Origin of the sequence: Micromonospora sp. ATCC 39149, assembly GCF_000158815.1 — a bacterium.
In the GTDB taxonomy this organism is placed as follows: domain Bacteria; phylum Actinomycetota; class Actinomycetes; order Mycobacteriales; family Micromonosporaceae; genus Micromonospora.
Genome location: NZ_GG657738.1, coordinates 2,965,445 through 2,981,863 on the forward strand (window position 1 = coordinate 2,965,445; position 16,419 = coordinate 2,981,863).

The window sequence follows — 16,419 nt, forward strand, 5'->3', positions numbered from 1 at the left end:
TCCGGACAAGCGGGGCGGGCCACGCGGCGTGGTCGACGGAAGGCATCGTGACACATCACGGTAACCACGACAGCACCCACCGCACGCCAGTCCGTAGACTGTGCGCGTGCCGATCGACCGCGATGCCAGCAGAACTGCCGGCGCGACACCCCACGCCCGCACCGGTGTCGTGGGCTCGTCCGCCCGTCCGATCAGCGTCAGCGTGACCGGGAGTGTGGGCGGCGCGAGCGGCGACCCGCTGCGGGCCAATCTCGCGCTCATGGCTCCCGGCACCGCGCTGCGCGACGGCCTGGAGCGGATCCTGCGCGGCCGCACGGGCGCGCTGATCGTCCTCGGCTACGACAAAATCGTCGAGGGGCTGTGCACCGGCGGTTTCCCGCTCGACGTGGAGTTCTCCGCGACCCGGGTCCGGGAGTTGTGCAAGATGGACGGCGCGGTGGTGCTCTCCAGCGACGGCACCCGGATCGTCCGGGCGGCCGTGCACCTGATGCCGGACCCGTCGATTCCCACCGAGGAGTCCGGCACCCGGCACCGCACCGCCGAGCGGGTGGCCCGGCAGACCGGCTATCCGGTCATCTCCGTCAGCCAGTCGATGCGGATCATCAGCCTCTATGTGAACGGCCAGCGGCACGTGCTGGACGACTCGGCGGCCATCCTGTCCCGGGCCAACCAGGCTTTGGCCACCCTGGAGCGCTACAAGCTGCGCCTCGACGAGGTTTCCGGCACCCTCTCCGCCCTGGAGATCGAGGACCTGGTGACGGTCCGGGACGCGGTGGCGGTGGTGCAGCGGCTGGAGATGGTCCGCCGGATCGCCGACGAGATCGCCGGGTACGTGGTGGAGCTGGGCACCGACGGCCGCCTGCTGGCGCTCCAGCTCGACGAGCTGATGGCCGGTGTCGACGCCGACCGCACCCTGGTCATCCGGGACTACCTGCCCGCCGGCCGCAAGTCCCGCACCCTGGACGAGGCGCTTGTCGAGCTGGACCTGCTGGGTGCCACCGAGCTGATCGACCTGGTAGCGGTGGCCAAGGCGATCGGCTACCCAGCCGCCTCCGACGCGCTGGACGCGGCGGTCAGCCCGCGCGGCTTCCGGCTGTTGGCGAAGGTCCCCCGGCTGCCAGTGGCCATCGTCGACCGGCTGGTGCTGCACTTCGGCAGCCTCCAGCGGCTGCTCGGGGCCACCGTGGAGGACCTGCAGGCCGTCGAGGGCGTCGGCGACGCCCGCGCCCGGGGAGTCCGGGAGGGTCTGTCCCGGCTCGCCGAGGCCTCCATCCTGGAACGCTACGTCTGACACTCGCGGGTCTGCGGCGGCACCCGACCCGGGTGCCGGCCCCTTGCCGGAGCCGGCGGGGCGGTTCAGCCGGTGATGCTGAGCTTCACCGGCTCGCTGAGCTTGGTGTCGAGCCGCCCGAAGACCTGGTACGCCCCGGCCGGCGGGAACTGGCCGTTGGCAAGCCCGTCCTTGCAGCGGCTGGTGTCCCGCCCGTTCCAGTCCACCTGGTACGACCGCTCGAAGCCGGGCGTGAACGACTGCACGTCCGAGCCCTTGACGTTGCCGCAGGTGTCGGAGGACCAGACCTTCTCCGCGCCCGACTTCACGAACAGCTCCTGGAAGTCCGCACCCACGTCGCGGCTGCAGGTGCGGTCCGACCTGTTCTTGATCTTCAACTGGAGACGGACCACGGTGCCCTGCTGCGCCGACGTCGGCAGCACCACAGGCGTCACCGAGATCTCCGCGTCGGTGCACGTTCCGGCGTCCCCGCCAGGACCGGCCGGGACATCGCCCCCGGACGGGCCGCCCGACCCGCCCTCGTTCCCCGAGTCACCCTCGGAACCGTCCGGCCCGCCCGGCGGCAGGCCGGTCTGCGGGGACAGCAGCGAACCGCTCGGTGCCGGCGCCGCCGAGGGGTCGCCGGCACCCGGCGCCGCAGTCGGAGTCGGGGTCGACTTCGATTGCGGCGTGGTGCCGGTGTTGCCCGCGCCGTTGCAGGAGTAAAGCAGAACAATCAGGAAGAGAAGCCCCGCTCCCAGTACGACGGCGCGACGCCGCCAGTACACGGCGGGTGGCAGGGGGCCGACCGTCAGACGCATGATGCCCCCACCGTAGCGGCGCGACGCACCGTCGTCGGGCACGACGCGCCGGAAGGTCCTCGGCTCACCGCGACGACCCTCCACTCGCGACAGCCGTCGCCCAGCCCACGGCGGTGGCCTGCCGGCGGACGGGGCCCGGGCGGATCACTGGTACACCTTGCGCTGGTAGATCGCATGCGCGCCGGCCACCCGGTCCAGGAAGAGCAGGCCGAGACAGTGGTCGATCTCGTGCTGCAACGCGCGCGCCTCGAACCCATCGGTGACCAGCCGCACGGGCGCGCCGCTGCCCGGGAGCAGACCCTCCACGACCAGGCGGCTCGCCCGCTTGACGTCACCGGTGAGGTCGGGCACCGACATGCAGCCCTCGCGACCGCTCTTCCAGCGGCTCCCCTCGACGACCCGGGCGTTGCACAGCACGAACGTGCCGTGCACGGTGACCGCCTTCGGGTGGCCGGTGACGTCCACCGCGAACACCTGGGCGCTCACGCCGACCTGGGGCGCGGCGAGGCCCACGCAGCCCGGCGAGACCCGCATCGTGGCGATCAGGTCGGCGGCGAGGCGGGCCACCTCGTCCGACGTCGGGTCCACCTCCGGCCCCGGCCGGCTGAGCACCGGGTCGGGCGCGGAGACCACCGGGCGCACCTCGCCCGGCACCGGTAACGACTCCGGCGTCCAGCCGGCGAGGCCGACGTACTCCGCCGTCACAGCAGGTCCGTGTCCGCCGGGCGGAGGCTGACCCCCACACCCAGCTCCGCAGCCGTACGCGCCAACCGGCCGGCCACCTCGCCGGAGCTGCCCGCCAGCAGATCGACCTCCGCGACCACCACGTAGAGGGATCCGGTCAGCCGGGTGCTCAGGTCGGTGACGTTGCCGCCCGCGTCAGCCAGCACCCGGGTCATCGCCGCGACGATGCCCATCCGGTCCGCGCCGTGCACCGCCAGCACGTACGGCTCGCCGGTCGGCGCCGTCTCGCCGTCGGGGGTGACCGCCCGTACGGTGGCCAGGAGTTGGCCGTCGGCGGCGAGCGGGGCGAGCGCGGCCTCGACGTCGGCGGCGGCCGGGCCCACGCAGATCAGGGTCATCGCGAAGTGACCCCGCAGCCGGGTCATGGTGGAGTCGGTGAGGTTCGCGCCGAGCCGGGCGAGCACCTCGGCGACGTCGGCCACGATGCCGGGCCGGTCCCGGCCGATGACGGTGATCGCGAGCTCGTTCATCCGGGCATTCTGCCCGATCGTGGGCCCGCCTCCACGTCACCCCGCCCGGCCCGCCCAACCTGCGGGAAGGCGACCCGTGACATGATCGGCGGCGCGATGTCTGAGCCCACTTTCGCCACCCTCGTCAGCCGGTGGTACGAGCAGAACGCCCGCGACCTGCCGTGGCGCGTGACCGGCGTGGGCGCCTGGGCGATCCTGGTCAGCGAGGTCATGCTCCAGCAGACGCCCGTGGTGCGGGTGCTGCCGGCGTTCCAGGCGTGGCTGGCCCGCTGGCCCACGCCCGCCGCGCTGGCCGCCGACACGCCCGCCGAGGCGATCCGGATGTGGGGGCGGCTCGGCTACCCACGCCGGGCGATGCGGCTGCGCGAGTGCGCGGTGGCGATCGTCGAGCGGCACGGCGGCGAGGTGCCGGACCGGCTGGACCAGCTCCTGGCCCTGCCGGGGGTCGGCACGTACACGGCCCGCGCGGTGGCCGCCTTCGCGTACGGGCAGCGGCACCCGGTCGTGGACACCAACGTGCGGCGGGTGGTCTGCCGGGCGATCGCCGGGGAGCCGGACGCCGGCCCGGCCACCCGCCCCGCCGACCTCGTGGCCACCGAGGAGTTGCTGCCGGCGGAGCCGGCCGCGGCGGCGCTGGCCAGCGCCGCGTTCATGGAACTGGGGGCGGTGATCTGCACCGCCCGGTCGCCCCGGTGCGCCGCCTGCCCGGTGGAGTCGGTCTGCGCCTGGCGGGCCTCCGGGCAGGAGGCCCCGGCCGGTCCGACGCGGCGTCCGCAGCGGTACGCGGGCACGGACCGCCAGGTCCGCGGGCTGCTGCTGGCGGTGCTGCGGGAGGCCAGCGGCCCGGTGCCGCACCAGCGGCTGGACCAGGTGTGGACCGATGACGTCCAGCGCTCGCGGGCGCTGGCCGGGCTGGTCACCGACGGCCTGGTGGAACCGGTCGGCGGGGAGTCGTTCCGCCTCGCCGGCGACGGCCCGGCGCTTTCGGACCCGGCCCCGGCCCTCGAGCCCTGACCCGGGCCGCCGGCCCTGGAAGACCTGACCGCAGCCGCCATGTCGCCGGTATCGCGGCCTCCGTACCCCCCGATACCCCCAGGTCGCCGACATTGCGGCACGCCATCCGTGCCGGCGCGGCGTAGGGGTGGCCGAGCGCGAACGGGCGATGGCCCGGCGGCTTTCGCCGCCGGGCCATCGCCCGTGCTGTCGTACGACCGCCCTACTCAGGCGGCCTCGGTGCCGCCCAGCTCGGCGGGAATGGCGTCGGGGACCTCGGCGGGTCGGTCCGAGCCGCGGAACACGAGCTTGGACTTGTCGATGTCCTCCGGGTCGCCCTCGCAGTCGACCACGACGATCTGACCGGGAATCAACTCGTTGAACAGGATCCGCTCGGACAGGTTGTCCTCGATGTCACGCTGGATCGTGCGCCGCAGCGGCCGTGCGCCCAGGACCGGGTCGAAGCCCTTCTTCGCCAGGTACTTCTTGGCGTTGTCGGTCAGCTCCAGGCCCATGTCCTTGTTGCGCAGCTGGGTCTCGATCCGGGCGATCATGATGTCCACAATCGACAGGATCTCGCCCTGCCGCAGCTGGTGGAACACAATGGTGTCGTCGATGCGGTTCAGGAACTCCGGCCGGAAATGCTGCTTCAGCTCGTCGTTGACCTTCTGCTTCATCCGGTCGTAGTTCGACTCCGAATCCTCCGACGCCTGGAAGCCCAGCGAAACCGCCTTGGCGACGTCCCGGGTGCCGAGGTTCGTGGTCAGGATGATGACCGTGTTCTTGAAGTCCACGATCCGGCCCTGACCGTCGGTCAGCCGCCCGTCCTCCAGGATCTGGAGCAGGGTGTTGAACACGTCCGGGTGAGCCTTCTCGATCTCGTCGAAGAGGACCACCGAGAACGGCCGACGCCGCACCTTCTCGGTCAGCTGCCCGCCCTCGTCGTATCCGACGTAGCCGGGAGGGGCACCGACGAGTCGGGACACCGTGTACCGGTCGTGGAACTCGGACATGTCGAGCTGGATCAGGGCGTCCTCGCTGCCGAACAGGAACTCCGCGAGGGCCTTGGACAGCTCGGTCTTACCGACACCGGACGGGCCGGCGAAGATGAATGAGCCGGAGGGGCGCTTCGGGTCCTTCAGGCCGGCCCGGGTACGCCGGATGGCCTTCGAGACGGCCTTGACCGCGTCCTCCTGGCCGATGACGCGCTTGTGCAGCTCGTCCTCCATGCGCAGCAGGCGGGAGGTCTCCTCCTCGGTCAGCTTGTAGACCGGGATGCCGGTCCAGTTGCCCAGGACCTCGGCGATCTGCTCGTCGTCGACCTCGCTGACGACGTCGAGGTCGCCGGCCTTCCACTCCTTCTCGCGCTGCGCCTTCTGGCCCAGCAGCTGCTTCTCCTTGTCGCGGAGCTGCGCGGCGCGCTCGAAGTCCTGCGCGTCGATCGCGGACTCCTTGTCGCGACGCACCTGCGCGATGCGCTCGTCGAAGTCCCGCAGGTCCGGCGGCGCGGTCATCCGGCGGATGCGCATCCGCGCGCCCGCCTCGTCGATCAGGTCGATCGCCTTGTCCGGCAGGAAGCGGTCGGAGATGTACCGGTCGGCCAGGGTCGCGGCAGCCACGAGAGCCGCGTCGGTGATCGAGACGCGGTGGTGCGCCTCGTACCGGTCCCGCAGGCCCTTCAGGATCTCGATCGTGTGCGCCAGGGACGGCTCACCCACCTGGATCGGCTGGAACCGCCGCTCCAGGGCGGCGTCCTTCTCCAGGTGCTTGCGGTACTCGTCCAGCGTGGTGGCGCCGATGGTTTGCAGCTCGCCACGGGCCAGCATCGGCTTCAGGATCGACGCCGCGTCGATCGCGCCCTCCGCCGCGCCCGCGCCGACGAGGGTGTGAATCTCGTCGATGAACAGGATGATGTCGCCCCGCGTGCGGATCTCCTTGAGCACCTTCTTCAGGCGCTCCTCGAAGTCACCCCGGTAACGGGAACCGGCGACCAGCGCGCCCAGGTCGAGGGTGTAGAGCTGCTTGTCCTTCAGCGTCTCCGGGACCTCGCCCTTGATGATCTTCTGGGACAGGCCCTCCACCACGGCGGTCTTGCCGACGCCGGGCTCGCCGATCAGCACCGGGTTGTTCTTGGTGCGGCGGGACAGCACCTGCATGACCCGCTCGATTTCCTTCTCCCGCCCGATCACCGGGTCGAGCTTGCCCTCCCGGGCAGCCTGGGTCAGGTTCCGGCCGAACTGGTCCAGCACCAGACTGGTCGACGGCGCGGCCTCGCCCGTCGTCGTCCCGGCCGCTGCCGGCTCCTTGCCCTGGTAGCCGGAGAGCAGCTGGATCACCTGCTGGCGGACCCGGTTGAGGTCGGCGCCGAGCTTCACCAGGACCTGGGCGGCGACGCCCTCGCCCTCGCGGATCAGGCCGAGCAGGATGTGCTCCGTACCGATGTAGTTGTGGCCGAGCTGCAGCGCCTCACGCAGCGACAGCTCCAGGACCTTCTTCGCCCGCGGCGTGAACGGGATGTGCCCGCTCGGCGCCTGCTGGCCCTGACCGATGATTTCCTCGACCTGCTGACGCACACCCTCCAGCGAGATCCCCAGACTCTCCAGGGCCTTCGCCGCGACACCCTCACCCTCGTGGATCAGGCCCAGCAGGATGTGCTCCGTACCGATGTAGTTGTGGTTGAGCATCCGGGCCTCTTCTTGGGCCAGGACGACAACCCGTCGCGCTCGGTCGGTGAACCGCTCGAACATGCCCTCGTGCTCCTCACGTGCCGTGCGCCTTGATGGTCAGATCTCGGCGGGGCCGGTGCGCGGACGTCCGGGACGGGCGTCCTTGCCTCATTACTCTATCGCCGCGGACCGACTCCGCTGAGGTCGTGTGTCCTCGGCGGCGGTCCGGTACGCGTCGTTTTAACCAACCGTCCGCGCTCAGGGCGTGTTCCGGGGGCTCCGCGTGTACGCGCAGAGCGAAATTCGGACGGGCGGTGGGACCGGCCTGCGGACCCCTCACGGGCCCCTCAGCTACCCCCAACCGACGACCAGGCCGGCAGCCGGTCGTCCACAGGCTGTGGACGGCTTCTCCACCACCTGTGGACAACGCCTCGGCGGGACCGGCTCTTCCCGCCCGAGGAGGCGGCACCCGGGACGGCGCCCAAGGGTGCCCTGGACGGCGCCAAGGCGTTGCCGGGGCGGCGCTCGACCGGACCGGCCGCCCAGCGGCGGCCTCCTCGGCGGCGGCCTCCTCGCGGGCGGCCAGGCCGACAGCGGCCAGGGACACGGCGACGCCGGCCCGGAGGCGTGCTCCGGTCCGGCGTCGGTGTCGCCCGTGTCGGGGATATCCCATCTAGGGCCCTACCGCACCCTTCGGCGGGGGCGGTAGCCCAGAATCGGCTCGGCGGTCAGCGCTTGGCGTGGAACTCGTCGACGATCTCCTGGGGGATACGCCCCCGGTCGGAGATCTCCTTGCCCTCCCGCTTGGCCCATGCCCGGATCGCCTTGTTCTGCTCGCGGTCGGCGGTCGCGCCGCCCCGGCCGCGCGCGGCCCGCCCGCCGACCACCACGCCACCCCGACCCACCTTGGTGCCGGCAGCGACATAGGGCGCGAAAACGTCACGCAATTTCTCGGCGTTCGCGTTAGAGAGGTCGATCTCGTACTGAACGCCGTCGAGGGCGAACTTGACGGTCTCGTCAGCGTCCCCGCCGTCCAGGTCATCGACCAGCTTGTGAATGATCTGCTTGGCCACGTCCCACATTCCTTTCGAGCAGGGTGCTCCTGCAAACTGAGAGCACAATAACCTGCCCGATGCTTACCTCGTCAATAGGACGCGGTATCTGCCCCTGCCGGGCCGCCGGCGGCTACTCCGGCCGGACCAAGGGGAAGAGGATGGTTTCCCGAATTCCCAGGCCCGTCAGCGCCATCAGCAGCCGGTCGATTCCCATTCCCATGCCGCCGGCCGGGGGCATTCCGTACTCCATCGCCCGGAGAAAGTCCTCGTCCAGCCGCATGGCCTCGTCGTCGCCACGCGCCGCGAGCTGGGCCTGGGCGACCAGGCGTTCCCGCTGCACGACCGGGTCGACCAGTTCGGAGTACGCGGTGCCCAGCTCGAACCCGAGGACGTAGAGGTCCCACTTCTCGGCCAGCCCCGGCTCGCTGCGGTGCGCCCGGGTCAGCGGGCTGGTTTCCTCCGGATAGTCCCGGACGAAGGTCGGCGCCTGAAGCCCCGGCACGACCAGTTCCTCGAACAGCTCCTCGGCGAGCTTGCCCGGGCCCCACTTCGGGTCGACGGAGAGGCCGACCTTGTCCGCGTACTCCACCAGGCGGGCCCGCTCGGTGCGGACGGTGACCTCTTCGCCGAGCGCCTCGGAAAGCACCCCGAAGAGCGTCACGGAGCGCCACTCGCCGCCCAGATCGAACTCCCGGCCATCCGCGTGCGCCACCACGGTCGACCCGGCGACCGCGATCGCCGCCTGCTGCACCAGATTACGGGTCAGCGACGCCATCGTGTCGTAGTCGCCGTACGCCTGGTACGCCTCCAGCATCGCGAACTCCGGCGAGTGCGAAGAGTCGACACCCTCATTACGGAAGTTGCGGTTGATCTCGAACACCCGATCGACGCCGCCGACCACGGCGCGCTTGAGAAACAGTTCCGGCGCGATTCGCAGATACAGATCAGTGTTCAAGGCATTGCTGTGGGTCACGAATGGCCGAGCCGCCGCGCCGCCGTGCAGCAGCTGGAGCATCGGGGTCTCCACCTCGACGAAACCCTGCCCGTGCAGGCAGTCACGCAGGCTGCGCACGGCCGCGGCCCGGGTACGCACCATCTGCCGCGCCTGCGGGCGGACGATCAGGTCGACGTAACGCTGGCGGACCCGGGCCTCCTCGCTGAGCGGCTTGTGCGCCACCGGCAGCGGGCGCAGCGCCTTCGCGGTGACCGCCCACGCCTCGGCCAGCACCGACAGCTCGCCGCGCCGGCTGGTGATCACCTCGCCGGTGACCCCGACGTGGTCGCCCAGGTCGACGAGGCGCTTCCAGTCGTCCAGCCGCTCCGCGCCGACCCGGTCGAGGGAGAGCATCGCCTGGAGCTCGGTACCGTCGCCGTCACGTAACGTCGCGAAGCAGAGCTTGCCGGTGTTGCGTACGAAGATCACCCGGCCGGTGACCGAGACCCGGTCGCCCGTGGCGGTGTCGGTGGGCAGGTCGGCGTACTTCGCGCGGACGTCGGCCAGGGTGCTGGTCCGGGGGAATCCGACGGGGTACGGCTCGACGCCCTCGGCGAGCATCCGGTCCCGCTTCTCCCGGCGGACCTTCATCTGCTCCGGAAGGTCGTCGGCGGGGTCGACTGGCACGGCGTTCTGCTCGGTCACGGCACGCTTCCTCAGCTAAGGAGTTTCGGCGGGGTCAGGCCCGAGCGTACTCAAGGGCCCCGGCGACCGTTACGGGATAACCTGCCCGCCATGACCGACCCCACCCCGGCCCTGTCGTTCGGCGCGGCAGCCGCCGGGTACGACCGCCTCCGCCCCGAAGATCCCGAGGCGGCGGTGCGGTGGGGCGGCTCGCCGGCCTGACCGCCCCCGCCCGGCTCGTCGGCCTCGGCCTCGGCATCGGCCTCGGTACGGGGGCCGCTGACCCATCGGGTACGGGTGAGAGGGGCGCCCCTTCTCTACCGCAGGCGTTGACAAGGGGCCCTCCTTGCGGGCCCCTCGCCGCGCCTCACACGTTGCGTTCGTAGACCATGCGCAGGCCGATGAGGGTGATCATCGGCTCGTGGTGGGTGATGCTGCGGCACTCGCCGATCACCACCGACGCCAGCCCGCCCGTGGCGATCACCGCCCGCACCTCGCCCAGTTCCTCGGTCATCCGCTCCACGATCCGGTCCACCTGCCCGGCGAAGCCGAAGTAGAGTCCCGACTGGAGGCACTCGACGGTGTTCTTGCCGATCACCGACCGGGGCTTGGCCGCCTCCACCTTGCGTAGCTGGGCGGCGCGGGCCGCGAGCGCGTCGAAGGAGATCTCGATGCCCGGGGCGAACGCGCCGCCGAGGAACTCCCCCCGGCCGCTGATCACGTCGAAGTTGGTGGTGGTGCCGAAGTCGACCACGATCGACGGCCCGCCGAACAGGGTGTACGCGGCGAGCGTGTTCACCACACGGTCGGCGCCGACCTCCTTCGGGTTGTCGATCGCCAGTTGCACGCCGGTGCGCACCCCCGGTTCGACGATGACGCTGGGCAGGTCGGCGTAGTAGCGGGCCAGCATCGTCCGCAGCGAGCGCAGCGCGGCCGGCACCGTCGAGCAGGCGGCCACCCCGGTGATCTCCACGGCGTCACCGGCCAGCAGCCCCCGGAACATCAGCCCGAGCTCGTCCGCCGTGGACCGGGCATCGGTCTTGATCCGCCAGGAGTGCACCAGCTTGTCGCCGTCGAAGGTCGCCAGCACGGTGTTTGTGTTTCCGATGTCGATGCAGAGCAGCACGCACGCAGCCTAGACGCCGGGCGGGGCGACACGGCACACCTGAGGTCCCGCCGCCGGGCGGGACGGCGGCGCGGACCGGCCGCAGGAAGGCTCACCGTGCCCGCAGGTCCAGCGCGATGTCCAGGATCGGCGAGGAGTGCGTCAAGGCGCCCACCGACAGGTAGTCCACGCCGGTCGCCCCGTACTCCGCCGCCACGTCGAGGGTCAGCCCGCCGGTCGCCTCCAGCTCCGCCCGGTCCCCCACGGCGGCCACGACCTCGCGCAGCGTCGTCGGGGTCATGTTGTCCAGCAGCAGGAACCGCGCGCCGGCGCCGACCGCCTCCAGCGCCTCGGCGAGCGTGTCCACCTCCACCTGCACCGACACGTCTGGAAACGTCTGCCGGACCCGGCGGAAGGCCGCCGCGACGCCGCCGGCCGCGAACTTGTGGTTGTCCTTGATCATGGCGACGTCGTGCAGGCCCATCCGCTTGTTCGTGCCGCCGCCGGCCCGAACCGCGTACTTCTCCAGCGCCCGCAGGCCCGGGGTGGTCTTGCGGGTGTCCAGCACCGTCGCCTTCGTGCCGGTCAGCGCGTCCGCCCAGGCCCGGGTGTGGGTGGCCACCCCGGACATCCGGCAGAGCAGGTTCAGCGCCGTGCGCTCGGCGGTGAGCAGCAGCCGGGTCGGCCCGGCCACGGTGGCCAGCACGTCGCCGCGGGCCACCCGCTGCCCGTCGTGGGCCACCAGCGACACCTCGACGGCACGGCCGCCGCCCGCCGCCCCGTCGGCCGGAGCGGCACCGCCTGGCGAGCCGTCGCCCGACATGCCGCCGGGGTCGGCCGGGAAGCCGGTCACCTCGCCGACCAGCTCGAACGCCGCAGCCGCCACGGCCAGCCCCGCGACCACCCCGTCGGCGCGGGCGACCAGGTCGGCCGTGTCGGCCTGGGTGGCCGGGATGGTGGCGACGCTTGTGACGTCCAGGAAGTCCGGGCCGAGGTCCTCGCCGAACGCGGTGACGAGCACCCGTCGTACCTCGGCCGGGTCGAGTCCGCCCGCCCGCAGCGCCTGCTCCGTCGTTTCCCTCATCTTTCGCCGGCCTCCCACCGAGACGTCAACCTGCCCTGCGCCCCGATCGCGGCGACCAGGTGGCCCAGCCACCGCTCGTCCGCCGTCGGGTAGTCCTCCCGCCAGTGGCAACCCCGGGTCTCCCGGCGGGCGTACGCGGCGGCGACCAGGGCCGACGCCACGGTGACCAGATTCGTCGCCTCCCAGTCGGCGGTGCGCGGGGTGCCCCGGCCCGCGCCCAACTCGCCCAGCGCCGTGGCCGTGGTGGCGAGCGTCTCCGCCGAGCGCAGCACCCCGGCACCCCGGGTCATCGCCCGCTGCAGGGCGGGCGTCCCGCCGGCGGGCACCACCCAGCCGCCCCCGCCGACCCACGCGCCGGCCTCGGCGGGCCGGGCCTGCTCGGGCAGGCCGGCGGCGATGTCCTCGGCGATCCGGCGGGAGAACACCAGCCCCTCCAGCAGCGAGTTGCTGGCCAGCCGGTTCGCGCCGTGCACGCCCGTGCAGGCCACCTCGCCGCAGGCGTACAGGCCGGGGATGGAGGTGCGACCGCGCAGGTCCGTGCGGACGCCGCCGGAGGCGTAGTGGGCGGCCGGGGCGACCGGGATCAGGTCGGTGGCCGGGTCGACCCCGATGGCCAGGCAGGAGGCGACGATCGTCGGGAAGCGCCCGATCAGGAAATCCCCGCCGAGGTGCCGGGCGTCGAGGTACACGTGGTCGGCGCCGGTGGCCAACAGCACCCGGTGGATGCCCTTGGCCACCACGTCCCGGGGGGCCAGCTCCGCCAGCTCGTGCTGGCCGACCATGAACCGCTTGCCGTCGCCGTCGACGAGGTGCGCCCCCTCGCCGCGCAGCGCCTCGGAGACCAGCGGCTGCTGCGCCAGGCCGGCCCCGGGCACGCCGGCCCCGGCCGGGGTGATCAGCGCGGTGGGGTGGAACTGGACGAACTCCACGTCGGTGACCGCCGCGCCGGCCCGCATGGCCAGCGCCACCCCGTCGCCGGTCGAGACCGCCGGGTTGGTGGTGGCCGAGAAGACCTGGCCCATCCCGCCGGTGGCGAGCACCACCGCGCGGGCCAGAAGCGCGCCGACGCCGTCCTCGCTGCCCTCGCCGAGCACGTGCAAAGTGATCCCGCAGGCCGGGCCCAGCCCGCCGGGCCCTTCGCCGGGGGCACGCAGCAGGTCCAGCACGAGGGCGTGCTCGACCAGCCGGATCCACGGGTCGCGGCGGACCGCCGCGTGCAGGGCCCGCTGCACCTCCGCGCCGGTGGCGTCCCCGCCGGCGTGCACGATCCGGTCCGCCCGGTGCCCGCCCTCCCGGGTCAGCATGAGCGAGCCGTCCGGGTGGCGGTCGAACTCCGCGCCGATGCGCATCAGCTCCCGCAGCCGGGTCGGCCCCTCTTCCACGAGCACCCGCACGGCAGCGGGGTCGCACAACCCCACCCCGGCGACCTCGGTGTCCGAGGCGTGCGCGGCCGGGGTGTCCGCCGGGTCGAGTACGGCGGCGATGCCGCCCTGGGCCCAGCGGGTCGAGCCGTCGTCGATGTTGACCTTGGTGACCACGGTGACGTGCAGGCCGGCCTCGCGCAGATGCAGCGCGGCGGTCAGCCCGGCCACCCCGGAGCCGACCACGATCACGTCGGTGGTCTCCACCCAACCGGGCGCGGGCGCGGCCAGCAGCGACGGCAGGACGGGCAGGTCGACGGTCGGAAGGTCCATGAGCACAGTCAACCCGAAGGCCCCTCATCCCGGGCGGCGGGGGCGGGACGAGTGGTTTGGGCTACCCAGGGCAGCCGGCGGTCACCTCGTCCGGGTCGGGGCGGCCGGTCACCGCGACGGGGCGGGCGACGGGTCACCTCGTCCGGACCGGGAGACCGGCCGGGCCCGCCCCCCTGAGGGAGACGGTCACCGTGCGGTCGCTGAGCCACAGGTAGCAGCGGACCCCCCGGTCGCCGACCCGCCAGCGCCCCGCCCCGGGCGGGCGGACCACCAGGCCGCTGCGGAAGCGCAGGTCGTTGTCGTCCGGCACCCCCACGTACCGGGCCAGGACCGTCCGGCAGCCGGTGTAGAGGGGGACCCAGTCGGCGTCCCGGGCCGGGTACGGCCGGTCCGGGGCCTTCCACACCCCCACGAACTCCGCGTCGTGCCGGGTGGCGCACTCCACCGGCCTGAGCACCTGCGTCCCGCGCCTCCCGACGTCCTCGCTGCGCTGGCAGCCCAGCCGCAGCCGGGAGGGCCCCTTCAGCGCGTCCCGCAGGCTGCCCGTGCGGGTGACCGGCACGGCACCCGCCTCGGCGGTGCTGACCTCGGTCAGGTCGCAGCGGTACCAGCGGGCGCCGGACGCCCAGCCGGTCTTCGACGGCACCGCCACGGCCAGCCGGAGCCGACCGGCCCGCCAGTCGTCCCCCACGTACCCGGTGGCCTTCGCGTCGCAGTCGGCGAACGGGGCGCTCAGCTCGGGCGAGCCGCCGGCCGGCGGGGCGGCCTGGTCTGCGGGGAAGGCACCGACGTGCACCGTCTCCACCCGGTGCGGAAGCGCGCAGTCCACCGGCGCGTACGCCGACAGGGGCACCACGTCGACGAAGTCGGCGACCTGGCAGACCCCGGCGGCCGGGGTGAACGGCGAGGCCGGCCCCGGGGCGGCCCAGTCGTCGGTGAGGTCACCGTCGAGGCCGGCGGGGCCCCCGCAGCCGACCAGCACGACCGCCGCGACCAGGACGGCGCACGCGATCGTCAGCACACGACGCATCGGGCCTCCCCAACCACCAGCTCGCGACGGAACCCAAGAGTAACCAGGGATGACCATCGGTGACATACCGCGTACGGACCGACATCCGGGTCGACTTCGAGTCGACTCGAACGCCTGGCGCCGCGGCCCGACCTGATCCGGCAGGGCGGGGCGGGGCTCTCAGCCGACGACGGCGAGGGGGCTCGGGACCGGGTCGCCGGCGGTGCCGGGGGCCGCCGCAGCCGGGTCACCGCCCAGCTCCACCACCCGGTTGGCGGCGTCGACGTGCACCACCCGGGCCGGTACGCCCGTGCCTCGGCGTCGTCGAACTGCCCATACGAGATCAGGATGACCAGGTCGCCCGGGTGCACGAGGTGGGCGGCGGCACCGTTGATGCCGACCACGCCGCTGCCCCGCTCGCCGGGGATCACGTACGTCTCCAGCCGGGCGCCGTTGGTGACGTCCACGATGGCCACCTGCTCGCCGGGGAGCAGGTCGGCCGCGTCCAGAAGGTCCTGGTCCACCGTCACCGAGCCCACGTAGTGCAGGTCGGCCTGCGTCACCGTGGCCCGGTGGATCTTCGACTTGAGCATGGTGCGGAACATCGGGATGCCTTTCGCGCGAGACGGGTCAGGAGCGGGGGGCGAGCCGGATCGCCACGTTGTCGATCAGGCGGGTGCTGCCGACCCAGGCCGCCACCAGCAGCCGGGCCGGCCCGGCGACCGGGCCGGGCTCCAGGTCCGCGTCGGTGAGTGCCAGGTAGTCCAGCTCGACCCCGGGCGCCCCGGCGCCGAACGCCCGGTGGGCGGCGGCCAGCACCTCACCGGCGTGCTCGCCCCTGTCGGCGGCCTCCGCCCCGGCGCGCAACGCGGTGAACAGGGTCAGCGCCGCCTCCCGCTCCCCAGGCGAGAGGTAGCGGTTGCGGCTCGACAGCGCCAAGCCGTCCGGCTCCCGGACCGTCGGCACGCCGACCACTTCGACGGGCACGTCGAAGTCCCGGGCCATCCGCCGGACCAGGGTCAGCTGCTGATAGTCCTTCTCGCCGAAGAACGCCAGGTCGGGGTGGGTGAGCTGGAACAGCTTCAGCACCACGGTGAGCACCCCGTGGAAGAAGCCGGGCCGGCTCAGGCCCTCCAGGTCCCCGGCGAGCCGCCCCGGGTCGACCCGGACCAGGGGCTCGCCGTCGGGGTACATCTCCGCCCGGCCCGGCGCGAAGACCACGTCGGCCCCGGCCCGGCGGCAGACCTCCAGGTCCGCCTCCAGGGTGCGCGGATACCGGTCGAAGTCCTCGTTCGGGCCGAACTGGAGCGGGTTCACGAAAATCGTCACCAGCACGTGGTCGGCCCGTTCCCGGGCGGCCCGCAACAGCGTCTCGTGCCCGGCATGCAGCGCGCCCATCGTCATGACCACGCCGACGGTGCCGGTCAGGGCGTCGCGCGCCTTCGCCAGCTCCGCGCGGGTCCGCACCAGCTCCGTCATTCGTACCTCACCTCAGTTCGCGACTGCGGGGCTCGCACAACCCGCTCACTCCTCACGCTCACGCCGCCCCACCTCAGTTCGCGACTGCGGGGCTCGCACAACCCGCTCACTCCTCACGCTCACGCCGCCACCTCCCGTTGGGTCCCACTCAGCACGTCGAGCAGCGGCTCGGCGTCCGCCGGGCGCAGCCGGCCCGCCGCGATGGCCCGGTCCGCCGTGCGCCGGGCCAGGGTCAGGTACGCCGCGACCGACTCGGGCGCGGTCGCCGCCAACCGCTCCAGGTGCCGGCGTACGGTGCCGGCGTCGCCCCGGGACACCGGGCCGGTCAGCGCGTCGTCGCCGAGGCGCAGGGCGTTCTCCAGCGCCGCCCGCAGCAGCGGGGCGAGCACCTTCTCCGGCTGGCCCACCCCG

At 72.8% G+C, this 16,419-nt stretch carries 14 protein-coding genes and 1 pseudogene; 2 read left to right on the forward strand and 13 right to left on the reverse strand.

Annotated elements, in window-relative coordinates:
• Positions 1-106 precede the first annotated feature (106 nt).
• On the forward strand, positions 107-1,291 hold the full coding sequence (gene disA / locus MCAG_RS12505) for a DNA integrity scanning diadenylate cyclase DisA (protein WP_036373240.1): 1,185 nt from the start codon (positions 107-109) through the stop codon (positions 1,289-1,291).
• A gap of 65 nt (positions 1,292-1,356) precedes the next feature.
• On the opposite strand, the gene MCAG_RS12510 is transcribed toward disA, so the two are convergent.
• From MCAG_RS12510 to MCAG_RS12520, 3 genes are all read right to left on the reverse strand, one after another.
• Positions 1,357-2,091, reverse strand: coding sequence for a hypothetical protein (locus tag MCAG_RS12510; protein WP_036376984.1), 735 nt, complete (start codon positions 2,089-2,091; stop codon positions 1,357-1,359).
• Positions 2,092-2,235: 144 nt separating this feature from the next.
• Positions 2,236-2,796: a peptide deformylase gene (locus MCAG_RS12515; protein WP_007073343.1), complete on the reverse strand. Its 561-nt coding sequence runs from the start codon at positions 2,794-2,796 to the stop codon at positions 2,236-2,238.
• On the reverse strand, positions 2,793-3,305 hold the full coding sequence (locus MCAG_RS12520; protein ID WP_007073344.1) for a glycine cleavage system protein R: 513 nt from the start codon (positions 3,303-3,305) through the stop codon (positions 2,793-2,795). Before MCAG_RS12520 ends, MCAG_RS12515 begins: the two co-directional genes overlap by 4 nt.
• 96 nt (positions 3,306-3,401) lie before the next feature.
• On the opposite strand from MCAG_RS12520, the gene MCAG_RS12525 reads away from it, so the two are divergent.
• The gene (locus tag MCAG_RS12525; RefSeq protein WP_036376987.1) at positions 3,402-4,319 is read left to right on the forward strand and encodes an A/G-specific adenine glycosylase; all 918 of its coding nucleotides are present in this window, start codon (positions 3,402-3,404) and stop codon (positions 4,317-4,319) included.
• Between the two features lie 206 nt (positions 4,320-4,525).
• Here the strand turns inward: MCAG_RS12525 and MCAG_RS12530 are convergent, their stop codons facing one another.
• From MCAG_RS12530 to MCAG_RS12575, 10 genes and pseudogenes are all read right to left on the reverse strand, one after another.
• Positions 4,526-7,045, reverse strand: coding sequence for an ATP-dependent Clp protease ATP-binding subunit (locus tag MCAG_RS12530; RefSeq protein WP_036373242.1), 2,520 nt, complete (start codon positions 7,043-7,045; stop codon positions 4,526-4,528).
• A 647-nt stretch (positions 7,046-7,692) separates the two neighbouring features.
• Positions 7,693-8,037, reverse strand: coding sequence for an Lsr2 family protein (locus tag MCAG_RS12535; RefSeq protein ID WP_165949827.1), 345 nt, complete (start codon positions 8,035-8,037; stop codon positions 7,693-7,695).
• A 112-nt stretch (positions 8,038-8,149) separates the two neighbouring features.
• Positions 8,150-9,658, reverse strand: a complete 1,509-nt coding sequence (lysS, locus tag MCAG_RS12540) for a lysine--tRNA ligase (protein WP_007073348.1) — start codon at positions 9,656-9,658, stop codon at positions 8,150-8,152.
• 346 nt (positions 9,659-10,004) lie between these two features.
• Positions 10,005-10,763, reverse strand: a complete 759-nt coding sequence (locus MCAG_RS12545) for a type III pantothenate kinase (protein ID WP_007073349.1) — start codon at positions 10,761-10,763, stop codon at positions 10,005-10,007.
• Between the two features lie 91 nt (positions 10,764-10,854).
• Positions 10,855-11,826 (reverse strand): carboxylating nicotinate-nucleotide diphosphorylase, encoded by a 972-nt coding sequence (nadC, locus tag MCAG_RS12550; RefSeq protein ID WP_007073350.1) that lies wholly within the window; start codon positions 11,824-11,826, stop codon positions 10,855-10,857.
• Positions 11,823-13,520, reverse strand: a complete 1,698-nt coding sequence (locus MCAG_RS12555) for an L-aspartate oxidase (protein WP_036373247.1) — start codon at positions 13,518-13,520, stop codon at positions 11,823-11,825. Before MCAG_RS12555 ends, nadC begins: the two co-directional genes overlap by 4 nt.
• Before the next feature lie 133 nt (positions 13,521-13,653).
• Positions 13,654-14,550 (reverse strand): septum formation family protein, encoded by an 897-nt coding sequence (locus tag MCAG_RS12560; RefSeq protein ID WP_036373249.1) that lies wholly within the window; start codon positions 14,548-14,550, stop codon positions 13,654-13,656.
• Positions 14,551-14,709: 159 nt separating this feature from the next.
• A pseudogene (panD, locus tag MCAG_RS12565) lies at positions 14,710-15,134 on the reverse strand (aspartate 1-decarboxylase).
• Positions 15,135-15,159: 25 nt separating this feature from the next.
• On the reverse strand, positions 15,160-16,008 hold the full coding sequence (gene panC, locus MCAG_RS12570) for a pantoate--beta-alanine ligase (RefSeq protein WP_007073354.1): 849 nt from the start codon (positions 16,006-16,008) through the stop codon (positions 15,160-15,162).
• A gap of 119 nt (positions 16,009-16,127) precedes the next feature.
• Positions 16,128-16,419: DUF2520 domain-containing protein (locus MCAG_RS12575; RefSeq protein WP_083802254.1), on the reverse strand; the 292-nt coding region annotated here is incomplete at its 5' end.